19 protein-coding genes are annotated in these 25,904 nt (G+C 70.9%); 3 read left to right on the forward strand and 16 right to left on the reverse strand.

Annotated features, from left to right (window positions below; genetic code table 11):
- Positions 1 to 4: 4 nt before the first annotated feature.
- The 7 genes from LCHO_RS19700 to LCHO_RS19730 all read right to left on the reverse strand — a co-directional run bounded on the left by LCHO_RS19700 (position 5) and on the right by LCHO_RS19730 (position 5,085).
- Positions 5 to 340, reverse strand: a complete 336-nt coding sequence (locus LCHO_RS19700) for a DUF1840 domain-containing protein (protein WP_012348955.1) — start codon at positions 338 to 340, stop codon at positions 5 to 7.
- Between the two features lie 122 nt (positions 341 to 462).
- Positions 463 to 1,197, reverse strand: a complete 735-nt coding sequence (locus LCHO_RS19705) for a lysophospholipid acyltransferase family protein (protein ID WP_043704520.1) — start codon at positions 1,195 to 1,197, stop codon at positions 463 to 465.
- The gene (locus tag LCHO_RS19710) at positions 1,185 to 2,510 is read right to left on the reverse strand and encodes a dihydroorotase (RefSeq protein ID WP_012348957.1); all 1,326 of its coding nucleotides are present in this window, start codon (positions 2,508 to 2,510) and stop codon (positions 1,185 to 1,187) included. Before LCHO_RS19710 ends, LCHO_RS19705 begins: the two co-directional genes overlap by 13 nt.
- A gap of 79 nt (positions 2,511 to 2,589) precedes the next feature.
- Entirely contained in the window at positions 2,590 to 3,552 is a 963-nt protein-coding gene (locus tag LCHO_RS19715) for an aspartate carbamoyltransferase catalytic subunit (protein ID WP_012348958.1), read from the reverse strand.
- The gene (pyrR, locus tag LCHO_RS19720) at positions 3,552 to 4,061 is read right to left on the reverse strand and encodes a bifunctional pyr operon transcriptional regulator/uracil phosphoribosyltransferase PyrR (RefSeq protein ID WP_012348959.1); all 510 of its coding nucleotides are present in this window, start codon (positions 4,059 to 4,061) and stop codon (positions 3,552 to 3,554) included. Before pyrR ends, LCHO_RS19715 begins: the two co-directional genes overlap by 1 nt.
- Entirely contained in the window at positions 4,058 to 4,507 is a 450-nt protein-coding gene (gene ruvX / locus LCHO_RS19725; RefSeq protein WP_012348960.1) for a Holliday junction resolvase RuvX, read from the reverse strand. The genes pyrR and ruvX overlap by 4 nt, the downstream gene beginning before the upstream one ends.
- The gene (locus LCHO_RS19730) at positions 4,504 to 5,085 is read right to left on the reverse strand and encodes a YqgE/AlgH family protein (protein ID WP_012348961.1); all 582 of its coding nucleotides are present in this window, start codon (positions 5,083 to 5,085) and stop codon (positions 4,504 to 4,506) included. Before LCHO_RS19730 ends, ruvX begins: the two co-directional genes overlap by 4 nt.
- A gap of 112 nt (positions 5,086 to 5,197) precedes the next feature.
- On the opposite strand from LCHO_RS19730, the gene LCHO_RS19735 reads away from it, so the two are divergent.
- Positions 5,198 to 6,658, forward strand: coding sequence for a cryptochrome/photolyase family protein (locus tag LCHO_RS19735; RefSeq protein ID WP_043705952.1), 1,461 nt, complete (start codon positions 5,198 to 5,200; stop codon positions 6,656 to 6,658).
- Here the strand turns inward: LCHO_RS19735 and LCHO_RS19740 are convergent.
- From LCHO_RS19740 to LCHO_RS19780, 9 genes are all read right to left on the reverse strand, one after another.
- Positions 6,636 to 9,743, reverse strand: a complete 3,108-nt coding sequence (locus LCHO_RS19740) for an efflux RND transporter permease subunit (protein ID WP_012348963.1) — start codon at positions 9,741 to 9,743, stop codon at positions 6,636 to 6,638. The genes LCHO_RS19735 and LCHO_RS19740 overlap by 23 nt on opposite strands.
- Positions 9,740 to 10,828, reverse strand: a complete 1,089-nt coding sequence (locus tag LCHO_RS19745) for an efflux RND transporter periplasmic adaptor subunit (RefSeq protein ID WP_012348964.1) — start codon at positions 10,826 to 10,828, stop codon at positions 9,740 to 9,742. The genes LCHO_RS19740 and LCHO_RS19745 overlap by 4 nt, the downstream gene beginning before the upstream one ends.
- 229 nt (positions 10,829 to 11,057) lie before the next feature.
- Positions 11,058 to 12,095, reverse strand: coding sequence for a GGDEF domain-containing protein (locus LCHO_RS19750; RefSeq protein ID WP_012348965.1), 1,038 nt, complete (start codon positions 12,093 to 12,095; stop codon positions 11,058 to 11,060).
- 36 nt (positions 12,096 to 12,131) lie between these two features.
- A complete protein-coding gene (locus LCHO_RS19755; RefSeq protein ID WP_150105526.1) occupies positions 12,132 to 19,370 on the reverse strand; it encodes an Hpt domain-containing protein in 7,239 nt (2,412 codons plus the stop codon).
- Between the two features lie 35 nt (positions 19,371 to 19,405).
- Complete coding sequence (locus LCHO_RS19760) at positions 19,406 to 21,739, reverse strand: methyl-accepting chemotaxis protein (RefSeq protein ID WP_012348967.1); 2,334 nt, start codon at positions 21,737 to 21,739, stop codon at positions 19,406 to 19,408.
- Between the two features lie 54 nt (positions 21,740 to 21,793).
- A complete protein-coding gene (locus tag LCHO_RS19765; protein ID WP_012348968.1) occupies positions 21,794 to 22,324 on the reverse strand; it encodes a chemotaxis protein CheW in 531 nt (176 codons plus the stop codon).
- 15 nt (positions 22,325 to 22,339) lie between these two features.
- Positions 22,340 to 22,705: a response regulator transcription factor gene (locus LCHO_RS19770; protein WP_012348969.1), complete on the reverse strand. Its 366-nt coding sequence runs from the start codon at positions 22,703 to 22,705 to the stop codon at positions 22,340 to 22,342.
- Positions 22,706 to 22,784: 79 nt separating this feature from the next.
- Positions 22,785 to 23,222 carry a response regulator gene (locus LCHO_RS19775; RefSeq protein ID WP_012348970.1) on the reverse strand — a complete coding sequence of 146 codons (438 nt, stop codon included), beginning with the start codon at positions 23,220 to 23,222 and terminating at the stop codon, positions 22,785 to 22,787.
- 21 nt (positions 23,223 to 23,243) lie between these two features.
- Positions 23,244 to 23,396 carry a rubredoxin gene (locus LCHO_RS19780; RefSeq protein ID WP_012348971.1) on the reverse strand — a complete coding sequence of 51 codons (153 nt, stop codon included), beginning with the start codon at positions 23,394 to 23,396 and terminating at the stop codon, positions 23,244 to 23,246.
- A gap of 213 nt (positions 23,397 to 23,609) precedes the next feature.
- Between LCHO_RS19780 and thiD the strand changes: the two genes are divergently transcribed.
- Both thiD and hemL read left to right on the forward strand, forming a co-directional pair.
- Positions 23,610 to 24,542, forward strand: coding sequence for a bifunctional hydroxymethylpyrimidine kinase/phosphomethylpyrimidine kinase (thiD, locus tag LCHO_RS19785; protein WP_012348972.1), 933 nt, complete (start codon positions 23,610 to 23,612; stop codon positions 24,540 to 24,542).
- Entirely contained in the window at positions 24,463 to 25,896 is a 1,434-nt protein-coding gene (gene hemL, locus LCHO_RS19790; RefSeq protein ID WP_420805689.1) for a glutamate-1-semialdehyde 2,1-aminomutase, read from the forward strand. The genes thiD and hemL overlap by 80 nt, the downstream gene beginning before the upstream one ends.
- The last annotated feature ends 8 nt before the right edge of the window (positions 25,897 to 25,904 follow it).

Raw genomic sequence — 25,904 nt, forward strand, 5'->3', positions numbered from 1 at the left:
GTCCTCAGACGCCCCAGACGATCGGCGCGTCCTCGGCGTGGCAGCGTTTCATCATCTCGATCAGCGGCCAGGCGCGCTGGCGCAGGCTGACGTTGTCGCGGCCGGGCGGGGGCGGGCTTCTGGGCTCCGGGTCGGCGGCGGCTTCTGCTTCGGCGGCGCGGCGCAGGGCTTCATCGGCGACGATCGCGGCCTCGAGCGCGGCGATCGCGCCGGGCATCGCCTCGACCTCGAAGATGCCCTGGGCCGCAGGCTCGCGGTCGAGCAGGCGCAGGATGCGATCCCCGATCGGCGCGGTCATGATGACGTCGCCGGCAGCCTTGGACTTGAACTTGTAGAGCATGGCGCGGGGCCGGCCAGCGCCGGCACTCTGGAGAGAGAACTCAGCGGCGAGCCGCGTAGACCTCGCCGCGTTCGAACGGACGCCCAGATTGTGCGCCCCGCAGGCGGCGGATCAAGCCGGGCCTACCGGTTCAGCGTGGCCGCGATGCGCTCGCTCAGCACCCGCGCCAGGCTGCGCCGGTCCAGGCCGGCGGTTTCCTGCCGGGGCAGGACCTCGATGTGCACCCGCAGATCGCGCGCGCTGACCACCGACCACAGGCTCTGCACCAGCGTGGTGTCGCCGACAAACGCCACCGCCGGGCTGACCGGGTGGCCGGGCTGCGAAAAGCGCAGCACCAGCGGCTGCACCGGCGCGGCCTGGGCGATGGCGGCCTGCAGCAGGTTGGCGTGGAACGGCAGCAGCGCGTGGCCGGTGCCGGTGGTGCCCTCCGGGAACACCGCCACCGTGTCGCCCTGCTGCAGCGCCGCCGCCATCTGGTGCACCACGCGCAGCGCGTCGCGCTTGCTCTCGCGTTCGATGAACAGCGTGCCGGCCGCGCCGATCAGCCAGCCGAGCAGCGGCCAGGCCCGCACGTCGGCCTTGGACACGAAACGCGCCTGCGGGCAGACCGCGTGCACCGCCAGGATGTCGAGCCACGAGACGTGGTTGCTCACCAGCAGCTGCGCGCCGGGCTGGAACCGGCCGTTGACCGTGAGCTCGACGCCCAGCAGCCGCAGCAGCTTGGCCGACCACCACTGGATGTGAGCGCAGCGCACCGCCTCGGTGGCCGCACCGAATTCGCGCGCCGCCACCCACATGCCGTGCAGCACGTGCAGCGTGGTGCGCAGCAGGCGCCAGGCGCCCGTCACCGCACGCATGCGTCGGCGCGCAGCTCGTGGGCCACCGTGCCGGCCACCAGCGTGGCGCGCACGCGCCCGGGCAGCGCCATGCCGGTGTCGGCAAACGCGAACGGCGTGTGCTTGCCCTGGCTGCACAGCACGTCGGGCGTGACGGCCCAGGTCGCGGCCGGATCGAACACGCAGACGTCGGCCACGCCGCCTTCGACCAGCCGGCCGGCGCTCGACGACAGCGAGCCCAGCGCATCGCCGAGCACCCGCACCGGTTCGGACGTGACCCGCGCCAGCGTCGCCGGCAGGCCCAGGCCGGCGTCGGTGCCCCACTTGAGCGCCAGGCTCAGCAGCAGCTCCAGGCCGGTGGCGCCGGGTTCGGCTTCGGCGAACGGCAGCGTCTTGGCGTCGCCCTCGACCGGCGTGTGGTCGGACACCAGCGCGTCGATCGTGCCGTCGGCCAGCGCGGCGCGCAGCGCGTCGCGGTCGCGGCCCTGGCGCAGCGGCGGCATCAGGCGCATCGACGAGTTGAAGTAGCCGATGTCGATGTCGGTGAGGTGCAGCGAGTTGATGCTGACGTCGGCCGTCACGCGCAGGCCCTCGGCCTTGGCCGCGCGCAGCAGCGCCACGCCGGCCGCGCTCGACAGCCGGCACAGGTGCAGGCGCGCGCCGGTCACGCGCACCAGCTCGAACAGCGTGTGCAGCGCGATCGTCTCGGCCATCACCGGCACGCCCGACAGGCCCAGCCGCGTCGCCACGCCGCCGCTGGCGGCCACGCCCTTGCCGAGCCAGTAGTCCTGCGGACGCAGCCAGACGGTGAAGTCGTGGGTGGCGGCGTAGAGCATCGCGCGCTGCAGCGCGAGGGTGTCCTGCACCGGCACCTCGGCCTGCGAGAAGCCGACGCAGCCGGCCTCGGTCAGCTCGACCATCTCGGTCAGCACCTGGCCCTGGAGCCCGCGTGTCAGCGCGCCGAGCGGGAACAGCCGGCACAGGCTGAGCTTGCGGGCGCGGAACTTCAGCATCTCGACCAGGCCGGGCTCGTCGAGCACCGGATCGGTGTCGGGCGGGCAGACCAGGCTGGTCACGCCGCCGGCCGCCGCCGCGTTGAGCTCGCTCTCGAGCATGCCCTTCTGCTCTTCGCCCGGTTCGCGCAGGCGCGCCGCCAGGTCGACCAGACCGGGCGCGACCACGCAGCCGGCGGCGTCGATCACGCGATTGGCCTGGAACTCGGGCGAGATGCGCCCGATCGTGACGATGCGGCCGGCGGCGATGGCGATGTCGGCCAGCTCGTCGCGGCCCGAGGCCGGGTCGATCACCCGGCCGTTCTTGATGAGGATCTTCATGCCGGACTCCGCCGAGCCGCCTCAAGGAGGCCGGACGCCCCCTCGGGGGGCAGTGAACGAACGTGAGCGTGGGGGTGGTTCATGCGTCGTTACCCGCGATGATGGACATGACCGCCATGCGCACGGCGATGCCGAAGGTGACCTGCGGCAGGATCACGCTGTGCGCGCCATCGGCCACGGTCGACTCGATCTCGACGCCGCGGTTGATCGGCCCCGGGTGCATCACGATGCAGTCCGGCGCGGCCAGCGCCAGCTTGTCGGCGGTCAGGCCGTAGCTCTTGAAGTACTCGCCCGCGCTGGGCAGCATCGCGCCGCTCATGCGCTCGTTCTGCAGGCGCAGCATGATGATGACGTCGGCATCCTTGATGCCCTCGGCCATGTCGTGGCACACCCGCACGCCCATGTCGCGCAGGTCGCCCGGCACCAGGGTCTTGGGGCCGACGGCGCGGATGTCGGGCACGCCCAGCGTGGTCAGCGCGTGGATGTCCGAGCGCGCCACGCGGCTGTGCACGATGTCGCCCACGATCGCCACCCGCAGCCCGGTGAAGTCCTTCTTGTAGTGGCGGATCGTGTACATGTCGAGCAGCCCCTGCGTCGGGTGCGCGTGGCGGCCGTCGCCGGCGTTGACCACGTGCACGTGCGGCGCGCAGTGCTCGGCGATGAGATACGGCGCACCGCTCTCGCTGTGGCGCACCACGAACATGTCGGCGTGCATCGCGCTCAAGTTGGCGATGGTGTCGAGCAGGCTCTCGCCCTTGGCCGCGCTGCTCTTGGCGATGTCGAGGTTGATGACGTCGGCCGACAGCCGCTTGGCGGCGATCTCGAAGGTGGTGCGGGTGCGCGTGCTGTTCTCGAAGAACAGGTTGAACACGCTCTTGCCCCGCAGCAGCGGCACCTTCTTGACGTCACGGTCGTTGACCGACAGAAAGGTGCTGGCGGTGTCGAGGATCTGCGTCAGCACGGCGCGTGGCAGGCCTTCGGTCGACAGCAGGTGGATCAGCTCGCCGTGGTTGTTGAGCTGGGGGTTGCGACGCGAGAGCATCAACTTTCCTTGACTGAAAACTGGAACCGCCCGCCCTCGCCACGCGCGAGCGCGAGCTTCTGGAGCGGCGGCAGGACGATGCGGGCGGCGGCATAGGCCGCCTCGATCGGCAGCTGGCGCCCGCCGCGGTCGACCAGCACCGCCAGCGTGACGCTGGACGGGCGGCCGAAATCGAACAGCTCGTTGATCACGGCGCGGATCGTGCGGCCGGTGTGCAGCACGTCGTCGATCAGCAGGATCGGCCGGCCGTCGACCGAAAACGGCAGGTGCGTCGGGTCGGTGCCCGAGGCCAGGCCGCGCGCGCCGAAATCGTCGCGGTGCAGCAGGCTGGAGATCACGCCGTGCGGCGTCGCCAGGCCGAGGTCGCGTTGCAGCCGCTCGGCCAGCCAGGCGCCGCCCGACCACACGCCCACCAGCACGGCGTCGGCCATGCCCTCGGCGGCCAGCAGTTGGCGCACGCCGTTTCGCAGCTGCAGGTACAGCGCTTCAGCGTCCAGGCTCAGACTCATGTTTGCTCCTTGGCGGCGAGTGCCGCACGGTCGGATTCGTTGAAATATTGCTCCAGCAGCAAGGCCGCCGCCGCCGCATCGGCATCGCGTGCGCCGGCGGCCAGCACCTCGGTGGTGCTGTAGCGCTCGTCGACCTCGAACACCGGCAGGCGGAAACGCCCGTGCAGCTGGCGCGCAAACCGTTGTGCGAGGCGGGTGTTCTCGTGCGGCGCGCCGTCGGGGTGGCGCGGCACGCCGACCACCAGCGCGTCGGGCTGCCACTCGGCGATCAGGCGGGCGATGCGCTCGAAACGGGCATCGCCCTCGGCGGTGACGGTGGTCAGGGGCGTGGCCTGGCCGAACACCCGGTTGCCGCTGGCCACGCCGGTGCGCTTGCGACCGTAGTCGAAGGACAGGAAGGTCTGGGGCGCTCTGACCACGGCGGCTTGCGCGCGCGATGGCGTCATGCGTGGCCAGCGTCCTGCGACAGCATCATCGGATCGACCCCCAGCAGCAGCAGCGCACGGCTGTAGCGCTGCTCGACCGGGGTGTCGAAGATGATGTCGGGATCGGCGTCGACGTTGAGCCAGCCGTTGCGGCCGAGCTCTTCTTCGAGCTGGCCGGCGTCCCAGCCGGCGTAGCCGAGCGTGATCAGCACCTTCTTGGGGCCGGCGCCGTGCGACAGCGCTTCGAGCACGTCGCGGCTGGTGGTCATCTCGAGGCCGCCGGGGATCGACAGCGTCGAGTTGTAGCTGCCGGGCTCGTCGAGATTGCGCGGGTGCAGCACGAAACCGCGTTCGGTCTGCACCGGGCCGCCGAAGTAGACCGGCTCGTCGGCCAGATCGGCGCGGTCGAGGCTGAGGTCGACGCGCTCGAACAGGTTCTTCAGCTTGATGTCGATCGGCCGGTTGATCACCAGGCCCAGCGCACCGCGTTCGGTGTGCTCGCAGAGGTAGACCACCGCACCGGCAAAATGGTCATCCATCATGCCGGGCATGGCAATCAGGAACTGGTTCGTCAGGTTGATGGCACCGGCCTCAGGCATGTCCGAGATTGTAGCGATCGCGCACACTGCGCCCCCTATGCCAGCCTCCTTTTCTCCCCTCGCACCGTCCGCTCCCGCCGCTGCGGCTCACCCGCATCGCCAACCGGCCGTGATCGACACGCCGGTCGACGCCGCGCTGGTCTGGCTGCGCCGCGACCTGCGGCTCGACGACCACGCCGCGCTGCATCACGCGCTGCGCAGCGCGAAGAAGGTCTGGTGCGCCTTCATCTTCGACACCACGATCCTCGATGCGCTGCCACGCGCGGATCGGCGGGTCGAGTTCATCCACCACGGCATCGTCGAGCTCGACGGCCTGCTGCGCGCCCACGGCAGCGGCCTGATCGTGCGTCACGGCGACCCGCTGCAGGAGATCCCGGCGATCGCCGGCGCCCTGGGCGTGCAGGCGGTGCACATCAACCGCGACTACGAACCCGCCGCCGTGGCGCGCGACGCCCAGGTGCGCGGCGCGCTGGCGCACGCGGGCATCGCGCTGCACAGCCACAAGGACCAGGTGATCTTCGAGACCGACGAGATCCTGACGATGGCCGGCTCGCCCTTCAGCGTCTTCACGCCCTACAAGAACGCCTGGCTGAAGAAGCTCGACGGCTACTACCTGCGCGCCTACCCGGTGCAGCGCCACATCGGCGCGCTGGCGCCGGTGCCGGCGGCGCTGGACCGCGGCGTGCCGACGCTCAACGACCTCGATTTCCTGCCGACCGACATGGCCGCCCGGCTGCATCCGGGCGCCTCGGGCGGCGCGACGCTGCTGCTCGACTTCCTGGAGCGCATCGACCGCTATGCCGACACGCGCGACTTCCCGGCGATCAAGGGGCCGAGCTACCTGAGCGTGCACCTGCGTTTCGGCACCGTCTCGATCCGCCAGCTGGCGCGGCTGGCACACGAGCGCATGGTGGGCGGCTCGCGTGGCGCCGAGGTCTGGCTGTCGGAGCTGATCTGGCGCGACTTCTATCACCAGATCCTGCACCACCACCCGCGCGTGGTGACGCACTGCTACAAGCCCGAATACGAAGCGCTGCGCTGGGAACACGGCAAGCACGCCGAGCAGCTGTTCGCCGCCTGGTGCGAGGGCCGCACCGGCTATCCGATCATCGACGCGGCGATGCTGCAGCTCAACCGGACCGGCTACATGCACAACCGCCTGCGCATGGTGGTGGCGAGCTTCCTGACCAAGGATCTGGGCATCGACTGGCGCCGCGGTGAAGCGTATTTCGCGCTGCAGCTCAACGACTACGACCTCGCCGCCAACAACGGCGGCTGGCAGTGGGCGGCATCGACCGGCTGCGACGCGCAGCCGTATTTCCGCATCTTCAACCCGATCAGCCAGAGCCTGCGCTTCGACGCCGAGGGGCGTTTCATCCGCCGCTACCTGCCGCAGCTCGCCGACCTCAGCCGCGCGGCGATCCACGCGCCGTGGCAGGCCAAGCCGCTCGAACTGCAGGCGGCGGGCGTCAAGCTCGGCCGCGACTACCCGATGCCGGTGGTCGAACACGCCGAGGCGCGCGAGCTGACGCTGGCGCGCTTCGCAGCGGTCAAGGGGGCGGCGGCTCGATGACCGCCTGCCCCGGCGCCACGCCACGCACGCGGCGCAGCAGGCGCAGGCCGAACTGCACCGCGTCGTCGACATAGGTGTAGACCACCGGAATCACCAGCAGGCTCAGCACCGTGGAGGTGATCAGCCCGCCGATCACCGCGATCGCCATCGGCGCACGAAAGCTCGGATCGGTGCCCCAGCCGAGCGCGATCGGCAACATGCCCGCGCCCATCGCGATGGTCGTCATGACGATCGGTCGAGCGCGCTTGTGGCAGGCGTCGAGCAGGGCCTCGCGGCGCGGCATGCCGGCGCGGCGCGCCAGGATGGCGTAGTCGACCAGCAGGATCGAGTTCTTGGTGGCGATGCCCATCAGCATGATCAGGCCGATCAGCGACGGCATCGAAAACGCGCTGTTGGTCGCCAGCAGCGCGACGAACGCGCCACCCAGGCTCAGCGGCAGCGCGGCCAGGATCGTCACCGGCTGCATCACGCCCTTGAACAGCAGCACCAGCACCAGGTAGATGCACAGCACGCCGGTCAGCATCGCCAGGCCGAAGCTGGCGAACAGCTCGGCCATCACCTCGGCGTCACCGAGCGTGGCCTGGCTGACACCGGCCGGCAGCTGCTGCAGGCTCGGCAGGGCAGCCACCTCGGCCGCCACGTCGCCGAGCGGACGGCCGTTGAGCTCGACCTCGAAGTTGATGTTGCGCTGGCGGTCGTAGCGGTCGATCTGGGCCGGCGCGCTTTCCATGCCGAAGCTCGCGACCTGTGACAGCGCGATCGGCTGGCCGCCCTTGCCCGGCACGGTGAGCTGCTGCAGCAGCGCCAGGTCCTGCCGCGCCGACTCGGGCAGGCGCACCACGATCGGCACCTGGCGCTGGCTCAGGTTGAGCTTGGGCAGGCTGGCGTCGAAGTCGCCGCTGGTGGCGATGCGCAGCGTGTCGGCTATTCGCCCGGTGGTGACGCCGGCCTCGGCGGCGCGCGCCACGTCCGGCCGCAGCACCAGCTCCGGGCGCACCAGGCTGGCGGTCGAGCTGATGTTGCCCAGGCCGGGAACGCGGCGCAGGTCCTGTTCGACCGCGCGCGCGGCCTGCAGCAGGGTGGCGCCGTCGTCGCCCGACAGCACCAGCACGTACTTCTCGCCCGAGCCGCCCAGGCCGACCGTCACGCGTGCGCCGGGCAGCTGTTTCATGGCCTCGCGCAGCTCCATCTCGATGGCCTGCTTGCGCACGCCGGGACGGTCTTCGCGGGCGGTCAGGTTGAGCGTCAGGCTGGCCTTGCGCACTTCGGCCGCGCCGCCACCGGCAAACGGATCGCTGCCGGTCGCACCGCCGCCGATGGCGGTGTAGATGCGCGTGACGTGCGGGTGCGCGCCGACGATCGCACGCGCCTGCTCGGCCGCGGCATAGGTGTCGTGCAGCGTGCTGCCGGGTGGCAGCTCGACCGTGACCTGGCTCTGGCCGAAGTCGTCGGGCGGGATGAAGCCGGTCGGCAGCAGCGGGATCAGCATCAGCGAGCCGACAAAAAACGCCGCCGCGCCCAGCACGGTGACGATGCGGTGCCGCACCGACCAGGCTGCCATGCGCAGATAGGTGCTCATCACGCGGCCGTCGCGCTCTTCGCCGCTGACGACGATCGGCTTGAGCAGGTAGGCCGCCATCATCGGCGTCAGCGCCCGCGCCACCACCAGCGAGGCGAACACCGCCAGCGACGCGGTCCAGCCGAACTGCTTGAAGAACTTGCCCGGGATGCCGGCCATGAAGGCGGTCGGCAAAAACACCGCGATCAGCGTGAAGGTGGTGGCGATCACCGCCAGGCCGATCTCGTCGGCCGCCTCCATCGCCGCCTGGTACGGGCTCTTGCCCATCTTCAGGTGGCGCACGATGTTCTCGATCTCGACGATCGCGTCGTCGACCAGGATGCCCACCACCAGCGACAGACTCAGCAGCGTCACCACGTTGACGCTGAACCCGAGCGCCCACATGCCGATGAAGGCCGGGATCACCGACAGCGGCAGCGCGGTCGCAGCCACCAGCGTGGCGCGCCAGTCGCGCAGGAAGAACCAGACCACGATCACGGCCAGGATCGCGCCCTCGTACAGCAGCGCCAGCGAGCCGTCGTAGTTCTCGATCACCGGGTCGACCAGGTTGAAGGCCTGCTCGAACTGCAGGTCCGGGTGCGCCAGCCGCAGCTGATCGAGCACGCGCTGCACGCCCTGCGCCACCTCGACCTCGCTGGCGCCGCGGCTGCGGCTGATCTCGAAACCGACCACCGGTTTGCCGTTGAGCAGCGCCGCGCTGCGCGGCTCGGTGACGGTGTCGAGCACCGTGGCGATCTGGTCCAGGCGCACGTGGCGGCCGTCGGCCAGCGCGATCTCCAGCCGCGCCAGCTCGTCGGCCGACGCCACGCTGGCGAGCGTGCGCAGCGCCTGCTCGGCGCCGCCCAGGTCGGCGCGGCCGGACGCGGCGTCCTGCTGCACCGCGCGCAACTGGCGCGACACGTCGGCGGCGGTGGCGCCCAGCGCCAGCAGCCGTGCCGGATCGAGCTCGACCCGCACCTCGCGCGTGACCCCGCCCACCCGCGCCACCGCGCCCACGCCGTTGACGCTCAGCAGCGCCTTGGTGATGGTGTTGTCGACGAACCAGGACAGGCCCTCTTCATCGAGCCGCGACGTCGCCACCGTGTAGGTCAGCACCGGCGCGCCGGCCAGGTTGAGCTTGCTGACGGTGGGTTCGCGCAGCTCGCCGGGCAGGTCGGAGCGCACCCGGTTGACGGCATCGCGCACCTCGTCGACCGCCTCCTGCGTCGGCTTCTCGAGCCGGAACTCGGCCGTGATGGTGGCCGTGCCGTCCTGCAGCTTGGTGTAGATGTGCTTCAAGCCCTGCAGCGTGGCCAGCGCGTTCTCGATCTTGCGCGCCACCTCGGTCTCGAGCTGCGACGGCGACGCGCCGGGCAGGCTGGCGACGATGCTGACGGTGGGCAGTTCCAGATCCGGGAACTGCTGGATCTTCATGGCGTGGAAGCTCGCCATGCCGCCGAGCGTCAGCAGCACGAACAGCAGCACCGCCGGCAGCGGGTTGCGGATCGACCAGGCGGAAACGTTCATTTCGCGCCCCGCGGCACGGCCGCCGGCACGATCGTGGGCACCGCGCCGACCACCTTGACGCTGTCGCCATCGGCCAGGAAGGCCGCGCCGGTCGCCACCACCTGGGCCTCGGCCGGCAGGCCGGCGACGGCGATGCGTTCACCCAGGCGCTGGCCGACCGTGACCTTGGTCTGGCTGACGCGGTGGTCGGCGCCCAGCCGCATCACGACATGGAAACCGTCGCGCAGCAGCACCGCCGCAGCCGGCAGCGTGAGCGCCTGCTGGCGCCCGAGCGCGAACTCGCCGCGCGCGTACATGCCCGCGCGCGCATCGCTGCCGGGCGAGAGGTCGACGTAGACCAGCGCGTTGCGGCTGCTCAGGTCGACGGTCGGGGCGATGCGGCGCAGCTTGCCGGCCACCCGCTGGCCGGCCGGCGTGCTCAGCTGCACCGCCATGCCCGGCTGCAACCGCGCCAGATCGGCCGAACCGACCTCGGCGCGCCACTCGAGGCGGCCCTGGCGGATCAGCCGGAACAGCTCCTGGCCGCTCTGCACGACGCTGCCGACGCTGGCCACGCGGGCCGAGATCACCCCGTCGTCGGGTGCGGTCAGTTCGGTCTTGCGCAGGCGCAGCTCGTCGACCTGTAACCGGGCACGGGCCGATTGCAGCCGGGCGGCGGCGGTCTGTTCGGCGGTCAGCACCTGGGCGGTCTGCTGCGCGCTGATGACGCCGCTGGGCGCGAGCGAGCGGGCCCGGTCGGCATTGCCACGCGCCTCGGCCAGCGTGGCCTCGGCTTCGGCCACGGCAGCGCGCGACTGCGCCAGCTCCGCCTTCACGCTGTCGCCGTCGAGCCGCGCCAGCACCTGGCCACGCCGCACGCGGTCGCCCACCTCCACCGCCACCTCGGTCAGCACCAGGCCGCCGATCTCGGCCCCCAGCACCGCCTCCTGCCAGGCCGCGACGTTGCCGTTGGCGACCAGCGTCTGCGGCCATTCGGCCGGCTGCGGCGTGACGGTGGTGACGGTCAGCGCCGGCCGCGTCGCCGCCTTGTCGGCCTGCGCGAGCAGCGCCTGCGGCAGCAGCAGGCCGGCCAGCAAGGCGGGCATGGCGGCCTGGCGGACGACCAGGCGAACAAGCCGGCCGGCAGCACGGGTCGGACAGGCCATCGACGGGGCGGAGCGGACGCTTTTCATCGGCACGCAGTCTAGGCGCCGACGAGCCCGGATGCCGCGCGGACATGCCGGCGGCGCGGTCAACGTTGCATCGACGCCGCAGACCCGGAACAGGCTCTCGAGGAAACGCCGGGCCGTCGCCAGGCGGCGGCCGCGGGGGTGCTCAGAACAGCTCGACGTCGCTGCTGTCGCTGCTCTCGCTCAGCAGGCCCGCGGCCACCAGCTCGCGGTATGAGCAGACCTGGTTGCGGCCGTTTTCCTTGCCGTGGTAGACCGCCTTGTCGGCCCGGTCGAACGCGGCTTGCGGCGTGTCGCCGGGGCGCACGTCGCTGTAGCCGGTGCTGATGGTCACCCGCCCGGCGCGCGGGAAGACGAAGTTCTCGAGGTTCAGGCGCAGGCGCTCGAAGGCGGCGCCGGCAGCCTCGTCGTCGGGCGCCGTCAGCAGCACGACGAACTCCTCGCCGCCGAAGCGGTAGAGCCGGTCGTCGTAGCGGAAGGTGCTGCGCATGATGCGCGCCACCAGCACCAGCACCTCGTCGCCGATCAGGTGGCCGTAGTCATCGTTGACGCGCTTGAAGTGGTCGATGTCGATGACACCGAGAAAGTGATGGCGCAGGCCGGCGTGGCGGCGCGGATCGGCGTCGCTGGTGAACAGCCGCTCGGCCTCGAGCACGGTGGCCTTGAGGAAGGTCTCGTCGAAGCTCTTGCGGTTGAGCAGGCCGGTCAGCGTGTCGCGCTCGCTGTATTCGAGCAGGCTGAGGAAGTTGCGGTGGATCTTGAGCACGCTGCGCGCCAGGCGTTCGCCCTGCGCATCGAGCGGGGCATCGAGCCACAGCTCGACCACGCCCTCGACCTCGCGTTCGCTCGCCATCGGCACCAGCACCTGAACCCCGTCGGGCAGCGGCTCGGTGAGCATCTGCACCGAAGCGAAACAGCGCGCATGGGCCGGCATCGTCGCGAACGCGGGCGGCTCACCCTGGTCGCCCAGCTGCAATTCGGTGGCCGGCACCAGATCGCCCCGATCCTGCCGGCCGCAATGCAGCCACTGCTGCGGCTGGCCGGGCTCGCCCAGCACGCGCCAGAGCAGGACCCGCCGCGTGCTCGGCAGCAGGTCGAGCAAGGCGGTGAGCAGCGAGGCGTCGACCAGTTCGCGATCACGCGAGCGGGTCAGCTCGACCATGTGCTCCAGTGCCGTGGACACGCCCGGAACTCCTCGATCGCCCGGCGATGCGGCCGCTCAGGCAACCGCGCGGCGCTGCGCGCCGGCGTGCTGGCGCAGCAGGCCCAGCAGTTCTTCCTCGCTGTAGGGCTTGCCGAGGTAGTGGTTGGCGCCCAGTTCGGTGGCGATGTCGCGGTGCTTCTTGGCGATGCGCGAGGTGATCATGATCACCGGCAGCGAGGCCAGTTCGGCGTCGCCGCGGATGTTGCGCAGCAGGTCGAAGCCGTCCATGCGCGGCATCTCGATGTCCGACAGCACGGCCACCGGCCGCTCGCCCGACAGCGCATCGAGCGCCTCCAGCCCGTCCTTGGCCAGCGCGACGCGGTAGCCCTCGCGTTCGAGCAGGCGCTTGGTGACGCGCCGCACCGTCAGCGAATCGTCGACCACCAGCACCAGCGGCGCCGGGCGGATGGTCTCCTGGCCGGGTTGCGTCGGCGCATTCGCCGGCATCGCCGACGCCAGCTGCATCAGCCGCAGGGCCGATTCGCCGTAGACGCTGGCCAGCGCCACCGGGTTGTAGATCAGCGCCACCGCCCCCGACGCCAGCAGCGTCATGCCCGCCAGGCCCGGCAGGCGCGAGAGCTGCGGCCCGAGGTTCTTGACCACCACTTCGTGGCTGCCCTGGATCTCGTCGACATGCAGCGCCACCCGCTGCTGGGCCGAGCGCACGATCACCACCGGCAGCGTGCGGCCGGTCTCGACCCCGCGCCCGCTCGACTCGAGCAGCGCGCCGAGCCAGAAGAACGGCAGCTGCAGGCCGCCGTAGCTGTAGCGGCCCTGCTGGTAGGCCTGGTCGATCGCACCCGGCGCGGCACGCTGCACCAGCTCGACCAGGTTCGACGGCACCGCGATCGAGCGCGCGCCGGCGCGCAGGATCACCACCTGCGTGACCACCGTGGTCAGCGGCAGCACCAGCTTGAAGCGGGTGCCGCGGCCGGTCTGGCTGCGGGTCTCGATGCGTCCGCCCATCGCGTGCACGTCGGATCGCACCACGTCCATGCCGACACCGCGCCCGGCCAGCTCGGTGACGACCACCATGGTCGACAGCCCCGGCGCCAGGATCAGGTTGGCGAGCTCGTTTTCGGACAGCTCGGCACCGGACGTGATCAGGCCCATCGCGACAGCGCGTTCGCGGATGCGCGGCAGGTCGAGGCCGGCGCCGTCGTCGCGGATCTCGACGCTGACCTCGTTGCCCTCCTGCTCGAGCGACACCACGATGCTGCCGGTCGGGTCCTTGCCGGCGGCGACCCGCTGCTCGGGCGCCTCGATGCCGTGCGTCACGCAGTTGCGCAGCAGGTGCTCGAAGGCCGCGGTCATGCGGTCGAGCACGCCGCGGTCGACTTCGATCGAACCGCCGACGATGTCGAAGCGCACCTGCTTGCCGGTCTCCTTGGAGGCCTGGCGCACCACGCGGTAGAGCCGCTCGGACAGGCTCTCGAACTCGACCATGCGGGTGCGCAGCAGGTCGCCCTGCAGCTCGCGGGTCAGGCGCGCCTGCACCGCCAGCTCGTCCTCGGCCGCCTGCACGGTGCGCTGCATGGTGCTGCGCACGGTGGCGACGTCGTTGACCGACTCGGCCATCATGCGGGTCAGTTCCTGCAGCCGGGTGTAGCGGTCGAGTTCGAGCGGATCGAACTCCTGCGAGGCCGCACGCGCCGCCTTCAGGCGCGACTCGAGCTGGGTCTCGGCCTGCAGCGTGACGTCGCGCAGCTGCTGGTTCAGGCGTTCCAGGTTTTCGGTCAGGTCGGTCATCGAGGCGCGGATCGAGCCGACCTCGGCTTCGAGCCGCGAGCGCGTGATGCTGACCTCGCCGGCCAGGTTGACCAGCCGGTCGAGCAGCGCCGCACGCACCCGCACCGGCTGCACGCTGGTCGGCGCGCGGTCGGGCGTGTGCAGGGGCAGCTGCTCGGCATCGCCGAGAAAGCGCGACCAGTCGATCGGATCGGAGCCGTCGGCATCGGCCGACAGGGCCGAGAACGCCGACGCCAGGACCGCCGGCCGGGTGCTCGGCGGGCCGCCATCGGCCATCTGGTCGATGTTGAAGCCGGTGTCGCTGCCACGCCCGGTGTCCAGCGGCGACAGGCCCGACAGCGACGCGAATTCGCTGCGGTGCTCCGACAGCGGCACCGGCCGGGTGCCCCAGGCGCCCGACACCGACGGCGGCGTGAGCAGGCCCAGCATGCTGGCCGGCGCGGCGCCATGGGCGGCGCGCACGGCATCGAACGCGGCGCTGAGCCCGTCGGCGCGGCGCTGCAGGTCGTCGAGATCGGCCGCCGCGACCGGGCCGTGCCCGATCAGGCGCTCGATCGCCGACTCGAAGCGGTGCGCCAGCTCGCCCAGCCGCATCGCGCCGGCCAGCCGGGCGCTGCCCTTGAACGTGTGCAGGGTGCGCATGCAGGCGGTCGCCGCACTCGGGTCGGCCGGGGCCCGCTGCCATTCGGCCACCTGGGCCGCCAGCTGCGGCAGCAGCTCCTGCGCCTCCTCGTCGAAGATCGGGAACAGCTCGGCGTCGACCTGATCCTGCTGATCGATGTCGGCGTCGATCTCCTCGTGCAGCCCGTCCAGCGGCAGCGGCTTCGAGGGCACCGACCACGGCAGGTCGAGCGGCAGGTCGACCGCGGCCGGCATCGCGCCGTAGACGCGCTCGTCCGACGGCTGCGACAGCGCCTGCAGGTCGATGTCGGCCGACTCGGCCGCCAGCGGCCAGACCGTCATGTCGGCGTCGAGCAAGGTCGGTTGCAGCACAGGCTCGTCGGCTGGCAGCGCCGGCGCCAGGGCGTCGGCAGCCGCAGGCGCCTCGTCGATGCCGTCCGTGGCGATGGCGTCCGACGCGGCGACTTGCGCAACCGGCTCGTCCAGCGTCAGATCGAGCACGTCGCCGGACTCGAACACCGGTTCGGGCGCGGCATCGAAGCCGGCCTCGCGCTCGCCGAGCTCCACCACCAGATCGGCGGGCGAGTCGGTGGGCAGCTCGAAGTCGAGGCTCATCACGTCGATCGCCTCGCCGGCGGCGATCAGTTCCTGCGTCGGCAGCGCATCGAAATCGCTGACGGCCCCGGAGGCGTCGAGGGTGGAGTCGCCACTCGACGTCTCGGGCGGACGCACCGGCAGGCGCTGCGCGGCAGCCTCCTGCCAGGCCTGCAGGCGCTCGTGCAGGCCGGGCGCCGGTGTCTGCAGGAAACCGGCCGCGAACTGGTGCAGCAGACGGCGGATCTCGTCGGCCACGCCGATGAACAGCTCGGCATCGGTCTCGTCACCGGCCCCGAGGTACTGGGCACGGCCGAGCGCGTGCTCGAGCTCGCGCGCCAGCTGCGACAGATCGGCAAAACCGACCGTGGCCGAGCACCCGGCCAGCGAGTGGGCCAGCGCGCCGGCGGTCTCGCCGACCGGGCGATCGAGTTCGAGCGACCACAGCGCCAGCTCGTTGTTGAGCCGGCGCGACAGCTCGTCGGCCTCGTTGAGGAAGATGTTGAACAGCGGGATCTGCAGCCGCAGCGGACCGACCACCTTGATCTGCTCGTCGGCACGGCGCTCGTCGGGCGCGATCGGCAGCGGCGCGCTGGGGCGGAAATCCTCCAGCCGGAACACCGCGGCGCCGGTGCGGACCGGCGCGGGCGGCTCATCAGGCTCGTCGGATGCGACCGCATCGACCTGATCGACGATTTCCAGCGGCGCGTCGACAGGCTCCGGCGCAACGGGCGGCTCGACCCAAACGTCGTCCGGCGCGACCGGCACGTCCGGCGCATCAGGCGGCAACTCGGCCAGCACGTCGGCGGGCCTCTCGTCGAACGGTTCGACCGACAGCACCGCCGGCTCGTCGGCCGGCTGGCCGGTCTCCGACAGGTCGATGTCGGCGTGCGGCTCGCTCGGCGGCGCCTGCACGAACTCGGGCGCAGCGAAATAGGCGGCGGCCTGTTCGTCGCTGAGCACCGGGAGTTCGGGTTCGACCGCCACCTCGGGGATCTCGAGGGCATCGACCTCGGCCGGCACCGCGCCGAAATCGGCGACGGTGGCCACCTCGTCGAGCACCGGCAGATCGTGCGGCAGCAGCGCGGCGGCGTCGACCGCGTCGAACAGGGGCTGCGGCTCGATCACCTCGGTGAGCAGCGGCGCCTCGGTTTCGGTCGGCCAGACCGGCGCATCGGGCACGTCGGCCAGCGCATCGAGCGGCGCCACGACGGTGAATTCGGCGTCGAGCAGGGACGGCGGCTCGGCCGACCAGCGGGTGTCGGCATCGGCCTGACCGTCGAGCTCGGCTTCGAGGGCGGCGGCGTCGGGCGCCTCGGTATCGGGCAGGTCGAAGTCGGGCGGGCCCGCATCGGGCCGCTCGGCGTCCGCCACCTCGGCCGGCGGCAGGCCGATCTCGATCGGCTCGATCAGCGGCGGCTCGGCGACGGGCTCGAACGACTCCGGCGCGGGGGCGGTGGACGCCCAGACCACCTCGTCGGCGGTTTCGTGGGCGGGCAGCTGCGGCGGCTCGGGCAAGGGCGCGTCGACGTCGAAATCGAGCACCAGGTCGACATCGACCGGCGCGGCGATCTCGGGCGCCAGCCGGAACATCGGTTCGCCCACCTCCGGCGACCCGATCGGCGGCAGACGCACGGGCTGGGTGGCCTGCAGGGTCTCGACCACCGGCGCACCGGTGTCGCCGAACGGCACCTCGAGGTCGATCAGGTCGGACAGCGGCCCGTAGTCGCTCTGCGGCGGCGACGACGGCGCCTCCTCGCCCGGCAGGTGCACGCGCATCAGCTCGCCGGCCAGGCGCAGGGTGTCGGCCGCGGCCATCACCGGGTCGGGGGTGAAACGGGCCTCGGTGCCATGACCGATGGCCGAGATCCAGGCCGCGAAATACGCCAGCGCGTCGCCGGTGAAGGTGCGCAGGTCGGCGCTGGCGGGCGACTGCTCGGCCAGCGCGTGGTTGTAGAGCTGCTCGCAGGCCCAGGCCGCTTCGCCGAAGGCGGCGAAGCCCACCATGCGCGAGCTGCCCTTGAGGGTGTGGAAGGCGCGCCGCGTGGTGATCATGGCCGACAGGTCGGACGGCGACACGTTCAGCTCGGCCAGCGCGGCCTGGGCGTCGGCCAGCACCTCGGCCGACTCTTCCAGGAAGACTCCCCGCATCTCGTGGTCGTCTTCGAGGCCGGTGGGCGCGAACGCCGGGGTGTCTTCCGGGCCGAGCTCCATCGGCCGCGAGATCATCGGCAGGCCGATCGGGTCGAGCCCCATCGGGCTGGTGGCGGTGGCGACGAAATCGTCCATCGCCTGGGCGACGTATTCGCGCGCGGCGCCTTCGGTGTCGCGGCCTGCCCCCGCTTCGGCGGCCTGCGACAGCGCGGCCTGCGCCGAGCTGAGGCTGGCGGCCAGCGCCGGCTGGTCGTTGACCGTGGCTTCCTGCGACAGCGACGCCAGTTCGGCCGACACCTGCGCCAGCGGCACCTCGTTGCGGCGCACCGCGTCGGCGATCGCCTGGGCGCGGTCGACCAGATCGGGCGCCATCGCGCTGCGCCCCATCACCGGCGCGAGCACGCCGTTGAGCATGTCGAAGCGGAACAGCTGCTTGGTCATCTGCGGCTGCACGCTCAGCATGTCGATCAGGAATCCGAGCGCGCCCAGGTTGCCGGCCAGGCGCTGGAAGCTCGCCAGGGTGGCCTGGCTGCGCGGGTCGGCATCGACGTGGAGCAGCTGCTCGACATCGCTGCGCATGCGCGCGACCGCCTGCATCGCCGGCGCGATGGCAAGCACCGAGAACACGCCGCGCATCGACGCCAGCTGATCGGGCACCGCCGCCAGCAGGCCGCTTTCGGACGGGCTGCGGAAGAACTGGTCGATCTGGCGCTCGACCTCGGACAGCGAGGCGCGCAGTTCCTGCACCACGCTGCCCATGGTCTGGCGGTCGGAGACACGGCGGTAGAGTTCTTCCATCCAGGGTTCGAGCGGTTCGGCCGCGGCGCCCGCCGTGACCCGCTCGATGCGCTGGGCCAGGCGTTCGGCCCGCTCGGCCTGATCGGGGTGATCGAATTCACCTTCGTCGAGCGCGGCTTCCAGGTACAGCAGGCTGGTGGCGACTTCCATCGCCAGCTGCGGCGCCGGTGGACGGGCCTGGCGCGCGGTGACATCGGCCGCCGCCGCCAGCGCGTCGGCCAGCCGGCCGCCACCGGCGTAGAGCTTGCGCATCGAGTCGCCGACCAGGCCGAAGGTCTCGCCCAGGTTGGCCAGCCGCTGCGGCTCGGTGCCGGCCACGCCGTTCCAGGATTCCTTGGCGGACACGACGCGCTTGCGGGCCTGCTGGATCAGCGACGGATCGTGGCGGCCGAAGCGCGGCTCGGTGTAGTCGGGCGCCGGCTCGTCGGCGAGCTGGTAGGCCGTGCGCACGGCCGCCAGATGCGGCGCCGGCGCGTCGGGCGCGGGCACCGCACGCTCGCAGAAGAACAGCAGGTCCTGCGCCAGGCGCTCGGAGACGTCGGCATCGCCGCGCACCCGCGCGCGCATCGCCGCCATCGCCCGCGAGGCGGTGCGCTTGAGGAACAGGTCGGGCACCAGCAGGCCGCGGCCCCAGGCCTCGAAGAAGCCGGCGGCGATCGACCACAGCGTCGCCTCCTGCAGGCTGACCGGCGCGGCCGCCAGGGCCACCGCACCGAACGCCCGCGTCAACGCGGCCGCAGCCTCGGGCGAGTTCTGCTTGACCAGCGCCAGCATGCGGCGCTCGACATCGGCCAGCAGCGCGGCATCGGCCGCGTGCGGCACGCTCGCCAGCGCCGGCACGGCGCGCCAGCGCCAGTCGTGCGGCCAGAGGTCGGCCGGATGGATGCGCTCGGCGGCATTGAGCTCGAGCAGCACGCGCAACTGCGGGAACAGGCCCACCGCCGGCGCCGGCTTGCCCGACAGGCGCCGGCCGAGGTAGTCGAGCAAGGCAAAAGAGGCCCGCTCGACCGCCTCGACACCCTTCATGTCCATGCGCTGCGGCTTGGCGACGTAACGCTGCACCGCCGCCTCGCTGGCGCGCAGCAGCAGCGCGCCCTCGGGCACGTTGACGAGCTGCAGCGCACCGACACCTTCATGCAGATGTTGCCGGGCGTTGCGCAAGATCGTCGGCTCGACGTCGTCGAGATCCGAATGGGCGCTCGCCTCGACCTCGCGCAGATAGCGCCGCAGGCCCTTGTGGGCCTGTTCGAGCGTCTTTCGCAACTCCTCGTGCACCCACGCCAGGGCGCTGAGGTCATCGGCGACAGGAGTGGCGGCGGTGGTGTGTTGCGGATCCATCTGCATAGGCTACCTGAGGACGGCGCGGCCCGGCATCAGCTGATCTTGAAGCGCGCCACCGACTGGCGCAGCTCCTCGGCGATGCGCGAGAGCTGCCGCACCAGCTGGGCGGTCGAGCGGGTGCCCTCGCCGGTCTGTTCGGTGACGGCGAAGATGTGCTGGATGTTCTGCGCCACCACGGTGGCGCCGTCGGCTTCGCGACGCGCCTGCGAGGCGATCTCCTCGATCAGCTCGGCCAGCTGGCGCGAGATGCGGTCGATCTCGGCCAGCGCGGTGCCGGCGTTGTCGGACAGCTTGGCGCCCTCGACCACGCCTTGCGTGGAGCGCTCCATCGCCGCCACCGCGTCGGCGGTGTCGGTCTGGATGGTCTTGACCAGCACGGCGATCGCGCGGGTGGCGTCGCCGGAGCGTTCGGCCAGGCGCTGCACCTCTTCGGCCACGACCGAGAAGCCGCGGCCGGCCTCCCCCGCGGACGCGGCCTGGATGGCGGCGTTGAGCGCCAGCACGTTGGTCTGCTCGGTGATGTCGGAGATCAGCTCGGTGATCTCGCCGATCTCCTGCGACGACTCGCCCAGGCGCTTGATGCGCTTGGAGGTGTCCTGGATCTGGTCGCGCAGCGTGTTCATGCCGGTGATGGTGTCGAGCACCGCGGTCAGGCCCGAGGTAGCCGCCATCAGCGATTCGCGCGCCACGTCGGCCGACTGCTGCGCCTGGCCCGAGACGCGCTGGATGCGCCCGGCCATCTGCAGCACCGCCTCGCCGGTCTCGCGGATCTCGCGCAGCTGCTCGTCGGACGCCGCCAGCAGCTCGGTGGACGTGGCCTCGACCTGCTGGGTGGTGTCGGTCACGCGCGCGGCCGTGCCCTGCACCTGCGAGACCAGGTTGCGCAGCTCCTCGACGGTGTAGTTCACCGAGTCGGCGATCGCGCCGGTGATGTCCTCGGTGACGGTGGCCTGCTGGGTCAGGTCGCCTTCGGCGACCGACTGCAGCTCGTTCATCAGCCGAAGAATGGCGGCCTGGTTGGCGTCGTTGACGCGCTTGGCCTCGCGCTCCTGGCGCTCGGCTTCGTGGCGCTGGGTGTCGGCCATCATCGCGCGCTGACGCTGGTCGTGCGTGAAGACCACCAGCAGGCCGAGGCCGCCGATCACGCCCAGCAGCAGCGACGCGCCGATCAGCAGCACGTTGAACCAGCCCATGCCGCCTGCGGCGGACAGCGCACCCTGCACTTCCTCGAGCCCGGCGCGCAGCGTCTCGCTGTCGGCAATGATCGCGGTCTGCGCTTCACGCGCCGACACCAGCCCCTGCAGGTTGCCGACGATCACGCCGGCCTGGGTGCGCAGCTGCTCGTGGGCGCGCAGCAGCGCCTGCAGGCGATCGCGGGTGGGGGCGTCGCGGCTGGAGGTCAGGCGCAGTTCGGGGCTGCCGTCGAGCAGGCCGCGGGTCAGGTCGTGGAAGGTGTTGAGGTCCTTGCCGAGCAGGAACACCGCCTCGGGCGAGACACCCTGCACGGTCAGCGACTCGCTGGCCGACTTGCCGATGCGCTGGGTCAGCATCACCAGCTGGCCGGCGGCGGAGATGTCGGTCGGCAGGGCGTCCTGCTGGACCTTGAACGCGGCCACCGCCTCGGCGGTCTCGAGCAGCTCGGTCGACTGCTTGCCGATGGCGCGCAGCGCGGTGCCGACCTGGGTCAGCACCTGCTCCTGGGCGAGCACGATCTTGGCGTTCTTCTCGGCCTTGTCGACCAGCGGCAGCAGCGGCTCGAGCAGGGGCTGGGCGCCGAGCGGCGCGGCCTCGAGGCCGGGCACGCTGCCGCCGTCACGCAGGCCGCGCACGTTGCGCGCCAGCACGTCGGCGGCGTTGCGGACCTCGGGAAACGCCGGCGGGTGGCCGACCATCGCCTGCAGCACCGATTTCGCCAGCCGCTGCGACTGCATCAGCGCCTGACCGGTCGCACCGACCTGCGCTGCGCTGCCACCGGCCGAGCGCACCGCCAGCACCGACGCCAGCACCAGCCCCAGCACGCCGACCGCCAACACCGAGCCGAGCAGCCGCTGCTGCTGATCCGACGACAGATGGCCGATCAGCGGCAGGCGCACCCCGCCGCCGGGCGCGGGCGCGTGGCCGGGCGAATCGCCGGCCGGCATGCGGGTATTGAGATAGCGCGAGGCGCCGCCCGAGGGCGACGCCTCGCTGATGATCGCCGCGTCGGGCACGGCGTGGGTGGTGTGCAGGCCGATGTCCTGGACGGTATCGCGCATCTCGGTGCTGTCGTCGGCGATCGAATAAGCGTCGACATACGACACCTCGTCGGCCAGATCCGCATCGTTGTTGCGTTTGCCAAAGCCCTTGAGCTTGTCGAGAAAACTCATTCCCGCCTCTTGATCAGGTTCCGCACACGGGTCGCGCCGGGTGCCAGAAGAACATCACGCACCCTTGACGATGCGAAGAAAGCGCTCGTCGCGGGCCAGCACGGCCAGCCGCAACTCTTGCCAGACCCGACCGCCGGCGTCGTGGTAGCGACCGCCGACAAAGCCGGGCTGAGCATGCACATCGACCGCCTCGGGCGTGAGCTGAGTCTGGTTGCGCAAGCCCGCCAGCCGATCGACCTGCAAGGCGCCGTTGATCTCGAGTGTCGGGTTGAAGGCGACGACCCGTGCCTGATCGCGCTCGCCTTCGGGCAGCCGGGAGCGCAATCCGAGAAATCCTGCCAGATCGACCACCCCTGCAAGCACGCCGCGCAGGTTGGCAACACCCAGAAACCACGGTAGCGCGTGCGGCACCGACAGCAGCGCGCCGGGCTGGAAGATCTCGCCGGCCTCGGCCAGCGGCAACAGGAAGCCGTGGCCTCCGGACTCGACCGCCAGCCAGGAGAGCGTGCGCTCCTGGGTCTTGACCTCGTGCAGGCGCTCGGCCAGCCGGCCTTGCAATTCGCGCAGCGCTTCCTTGTTGGCCATCAGCTTGCGGCCTCCTCAGCCGAAGGCTCGGATCTTCTGCATCAGCTCGTCGGGATTGACGGGCTTGACGACGTAGTCACGCGCCCCCTGGCGCATGCCCCAGACCTTGTCGGTCTCCTGGTTCTTGCTGGTGCACATGATCACCGGCACGTCGGCATATTGCGGATCGCGCGTGATCGTGCGGGTGAGCTGGAAGCCGTTCAGGCCCGGCATCACCACGTCCATCAGGATCAGGTCGGGTTTTTCCTCGGCGATGCGGCGCAGCGCCTCGTCGCCGTTTTCGGCGGTGCGCACCTTGAAACCCTGGCGGCTCAGCAGATCCGACAGAAAGTACAGCTCGGTCTTGGAGTCATCCACCAGCAGGATGTTGTGGATCGCCATTGCGCAGTGTCCTCGCAGCAGTGTCAGGGAAGCGCCGGCATCTTGCGCAGGGCGAACGATGCGGACAGACCGCCGGATCTCAGGCCGGCACCCGGCGATGCAGATAGACCGCCTGCAGCAGCTGATCCTTGGTGAAGGGCTTGGTGAGGTAGTCCTGCGAGCCGACCATGCGCCCGCGCGCCTTGTCGAACAGGCCGTCCTTGGACGACAGCATGATCACCGGCACCGCGGCGAACTCGGGGTTGCGCTTGATGATCGCGCAGGTCTGGTAACCGTCGAGGCGCGGCATCAGGATGTCGCAGAAGATCACGTCGGGCCGGTGATCGCTGACCTTGGCCAGCGCATCGAAGCCGTCTTCGGCCAGCACCACCTCGCAGCCGCCCTGCTTGAGAAAGATCTCGGCGCTGCGCCGGATGGTGTTGCTGTCGTCGATGACCAGCACGCGAATGACCTGGGGATCACGCACGGCCCCGGAGGGTTGGGACGGTAGTTGCACGACAGCTGCTTCCTCGCTCATGCCGATCGACGCGTGATCACATCACACCTGCACCATCTCGAAGTCTTCCTTGCGGGCACCGCATTCCGGGCAGACCCAGTTCATCGGCACATCGGCCCAACGGGTGCCGGGCGCGAGATCGTGATCCGGGTCGCCAGCTGCCTCGTCATAAATCCAGCCACAGATCAGACACATCCAAGTTTGCGAAGTGCTCACGCCACGTAATCAGCTTGTCTACAATGATCGAAGATTGTAGCGACAGGCCTTGGACGAAAAGCCAGTCTGCGTGGGCACCTACACAAGATTTCTCAGAAACTCCTGGAGCTTTTCTGCCCACCCCAGCGCAGTCGAGGCCCACCTCGATCGAAGGGCAGACACGGCCGGGAGAGACCAGCGAACCCAGCCCTGATGAACCCAACCGCCACCGACACCCCCACCGAGTCACCCGAAGACCTCGCGCCCGGCCCCGTCTGCGTGATGTGCTTCAACGCCAGTGACACCACCGGTGCCGGCGGCGTGCCTGGCGACGTGGCCACGGTCGCCGCCATGGGCGGCCACGCCGTGCCGGTGATCACCACGATCGTGATGCGCGACACCGCCGAGGTGTTCGACCAGAGCCCGATCGACCCCGACACGGTGGTCGAGCAGGCCCGCAGCGTGCTCGAAGACCTCACCATCTCGGCCTGGAAGGTCGGCTTCCTCGGCACCGCCGAAACCGTCGGCGCGGTCGCCGAGGTGCTGACCGACTACCCCGACGTGCCGCTGGTCACCTATGTGCCCAACCTGTCGTGGATCGACGACGAGGACGCCGCACAGTCCTACCACGATGCCCTGCGCGAGCTGGTCCTGCCGCAGACCGAAGTGCTGGTCGGCACGCAGAAGACGCTGACCGATTTCCTGCTGCCCGAGTGGGACGCCGAGCGCCCGCCGTCGGCGCGCGAACTGGCGGTGGCGGCGGCCGAACACGGCACCAGCTACGTGCTCGTCACCGGCGTGCAGCTGCCCAACAACTTCATCGACAACGTGCTGGCCTCGCCGCAAGGCGCCATCACCGGCGAAAAGTACGAGCGCTTCGACGCCGCCTTCGTGGGCGCGGGCGACACCCTGTCGGCCGCGCTGGCCACGCTGCTGGCGTCCGGCCAGGAGCTGCACATCGCCGTCTCCGAAGGCCTGGCCTTCCTCGACCAGGCGCTCGACGCGGGCTTCCGGCCCGGCATGGGCAACGTCATCCCCGACCGTTTCTTCTGGGCCGTGCCGCCCGATGAAGAAGACGAAGAAGCGCTCGATGGCGAAGACACCCCCGACGCCAACAGCCCGCCGACCTCCCGCAACATCCACTGACAACACTGGCGCGCCAGGTGCCCGCACCGGCGCCAGAACCTTGGCGACACCCGTGAGCAGCAACGCAGAACTCTTCGAACGCGCCCAGCGCTCGATCCCCGGCGGCGTCAATTCGCCGGTCCGTGCCTTCCGAGCCGTGGGCGGCACGCCGCGTTTCATCGCGCGCGCCCAGGGCGCCTACATGTGGGACGCCGAAGGCAAGCAGTACATCGACTACATCGGCTCGTGGGGCCCGATGATCCTCGGCCACGGCCACCCGGCCGTGCTCGCGGCGGTGCAGAAGGCCGCCACCGAAGGCTTCAGCTTCGGCGCGCCGACCGAGCGTGAGGTCGAGCTCGCCGAGACCATCCTCGCCCTGGTGCCGAGCTGCGAGCAGATCCGCCTGGTCAGCTCGGGCACCGAGGCGGCGATGAGTGCGATCCGCCTGGCGCGTGGCGCCACCGGCCGCAGCAAGCTGATCAAGTTCGAGGGCTGCTATCACGGCCACGCCGACGCGCTGCTGGTCAAGGCCGGCTCGGGCCTGGCCACCTTCGGCAACCCGACCTCGGCCGGCGTGCCGCCCGAGGTGGTGCAGCACACGCTGGTGCTGACCTACAACGACATCGAGCAGCTCGAAGAGGCGTTCAAGATCCACGGCCCCGAACTCGCCTGCGTGATGATCGAGCCGATCGCCGGCAACATGAACTTCGTGCGTGCCACCGTGCCGTTCATGAAGCGCATCCGCGAGCTGTGCACGCAGCACGGCGCGCTGCTGGTGTTCGACGAGGTGATGTGCGGCTTCCGCGTCGCGCTCGGCAGCGCGCAGAGCCTGTATGCGCAGGCGATCCCCGGCTTCGCGCCCGACGTCAGCGTGTTCGGCAAGGTGATCGGCGGCGGCATGCCGCTGGCCGCGTTCGGCGCCTCGCGCAAGATCATGAGCCTGCTGGCGCCACTCGGCCCGGTCTATCAGGCCGGCACCTTGAGCGGCAACCCGGTCGCGACCGCCTGCGGCCTGGCGACGCTGCGCGAGATCAGCCAGCCCGGCTTCTTCGAGGCGCTCGGCGCCAGGACCCGCCGCCTGGTCGACGGCCTGAGTGCTGCGGCGGCTGACGCCGGCGTGCCCTTCGTCGGCGACTGCCAGGGCGGCATGTTCGGCTTCTTCTTCCCGCGCAACCGCGGCGAAGGCCTGCCGCAGAACTACGCCACCGTGATGGCGACCGACCAGGCGCGCTTCAACAGCTTCTTCCACGGCCTGCTCGACCGCGGCGTCTACCTCGCGCCGGCGCTCTACGAAGCCGGCTTCGTCAGCGCCGCCCACAGCGACGCCGACATCGACGCGACCGTCGCTGCCGCGCGCGCCGCCCTGCAGCCCTGAGCCCACCG

Source organism: Leptothrix cholodnii SP-6 (genome assembly GCF_000019785.1).
Lineage (GTDB): Bacteria > Pseudomonadota > Gammaproteobacteria > Burkholderiales > Burkholderiaceae_C > Sphaerotilus > Sphaerotilus cholodnii.

Excerpts from the sequence above, each read along its gene's own strand:
- LCHO_RS19700 (WP_012348955.1), bottom strand. The coding sequence starts at position 340 with ATGCTCTACAAGTTCAAGTCCAAGGCTGCCGGCGACGTCATCATGACC.
- LCHO_RS19705 (WP_043704520.1), bottom strand. The coding sequence starts at position 1,197 with ATGCGTGCGGTGACGGGCGCCTGGCGCCTGCTGCGCACCACGCTGCAC.
- LCHO_RS19710 (WP_012348957.1), bottom strand. The coding sequence starts at position 2,510 with ATGAAGATCCTCATCAAGAACGGCCGGGTGATCGACCCGGCCTCGGGC.
- LCHO_RS19715 (WP_012348958.1), bottom strand. The coding sequence starts at position 3,552 with ATGCTCTCGCGTCGCAACCCCCAGCTCAACAACCACGGCGAGCTGATC.
- pyrR (WP_012348959.1), bottom strand. The coding sequence starts at position 4,061 with ATGAGTCTGAGCCTGGACGCTGAAGCGCTGTACCTGCAGCTGCGAAAC.
- ruvX (WP_012348960.1), bottom strand. The coding sequence starts at position 4,507 with ATGACGCCATCGCGCGCGCAAGCCGCCGTGGTCAGAGCGCCCCAGACC.
- LCHO_RS19730 (WP_012348961.1), bottom strand. The coding sequence starts at position 5,085 with ATGCCTGAGGCCGGTGCCATCAACCTGACGAACCAGTTCCTGATTGCC.
- LCHO_RS19740 (WP_012348963.1), bottom strand. The coding sequence starts at position 9,743 with ATGAACGTTTCCGCCTGGTCGATCCGCAACCCGCTGCCGGCGGTGCTG.
- LCHO_RS19745 (WP_012348964.1), bottom strand. The coding sequence starts at position 10,828 with ATGCCCGCCTTGCTGGCCGGCCTGCTGCTGCCGCAGGCGCTGCTCGCG.
- LCHO_RS19755 (WP_150105526.1), bottom strand. The coding sequence starts at position 19,370 with ATGGATCCGCAACACACCACCGCCGCCACTCCTGTCGCCGATGACCTC.
- LCHO_RS19760 (WP_012348967.1), bottom strand. The coding sequence starts at position 21,739 with ATGAGTTTTCTCGACAAGCTCAAGGGCTTTGGCAAACGCAACAACGAT.
- LCHO_RS19765 (WP_012348968.1), bottom strand. The coding sequence starts at position 22,324 with ATGGCCAACAAGGAAGCGCTGCGCGAATTGCAAGGCCGGCTGGCCGAG.
- LCHO_RS19770 (WP_012348969.1), bottom strand. The coding sequence starts at position 22,705 with ATGGCGATCCACAACATCCTGCTGGTGGATGACTCCAAGACCGAGCTG.
- LCHO_RS19775 (WP_012348970.1), bottom strand. The coding sequence starts at position 23,222 with ATGAGCGAGGAAGCAGCTGTCGTGCAACTACCGTCCCAACCCTCCGGG.
- LCHO_RS19780 (WP_012348971.1), bottom strand. The coding sequence starts at position 23,396 with ATGTGTCTGATCTGTGGCTGGATTTATGACGAGGCAGCTGGCGACCCG.
- thiD (WP_012348972.1), top strand. The coding sequence starts at position 23,610 with ATGAACCCAACCGCCACCGACACCCCCACCGAGTCACCCGAAGACCTC.
- hemL (WP_420805689.1), top strand. The coding sequence starts at position 24,463 with ATGAAGAAGACGAAGAAGCGCTCGATGGCGAAGACACCCCCGACGCCA.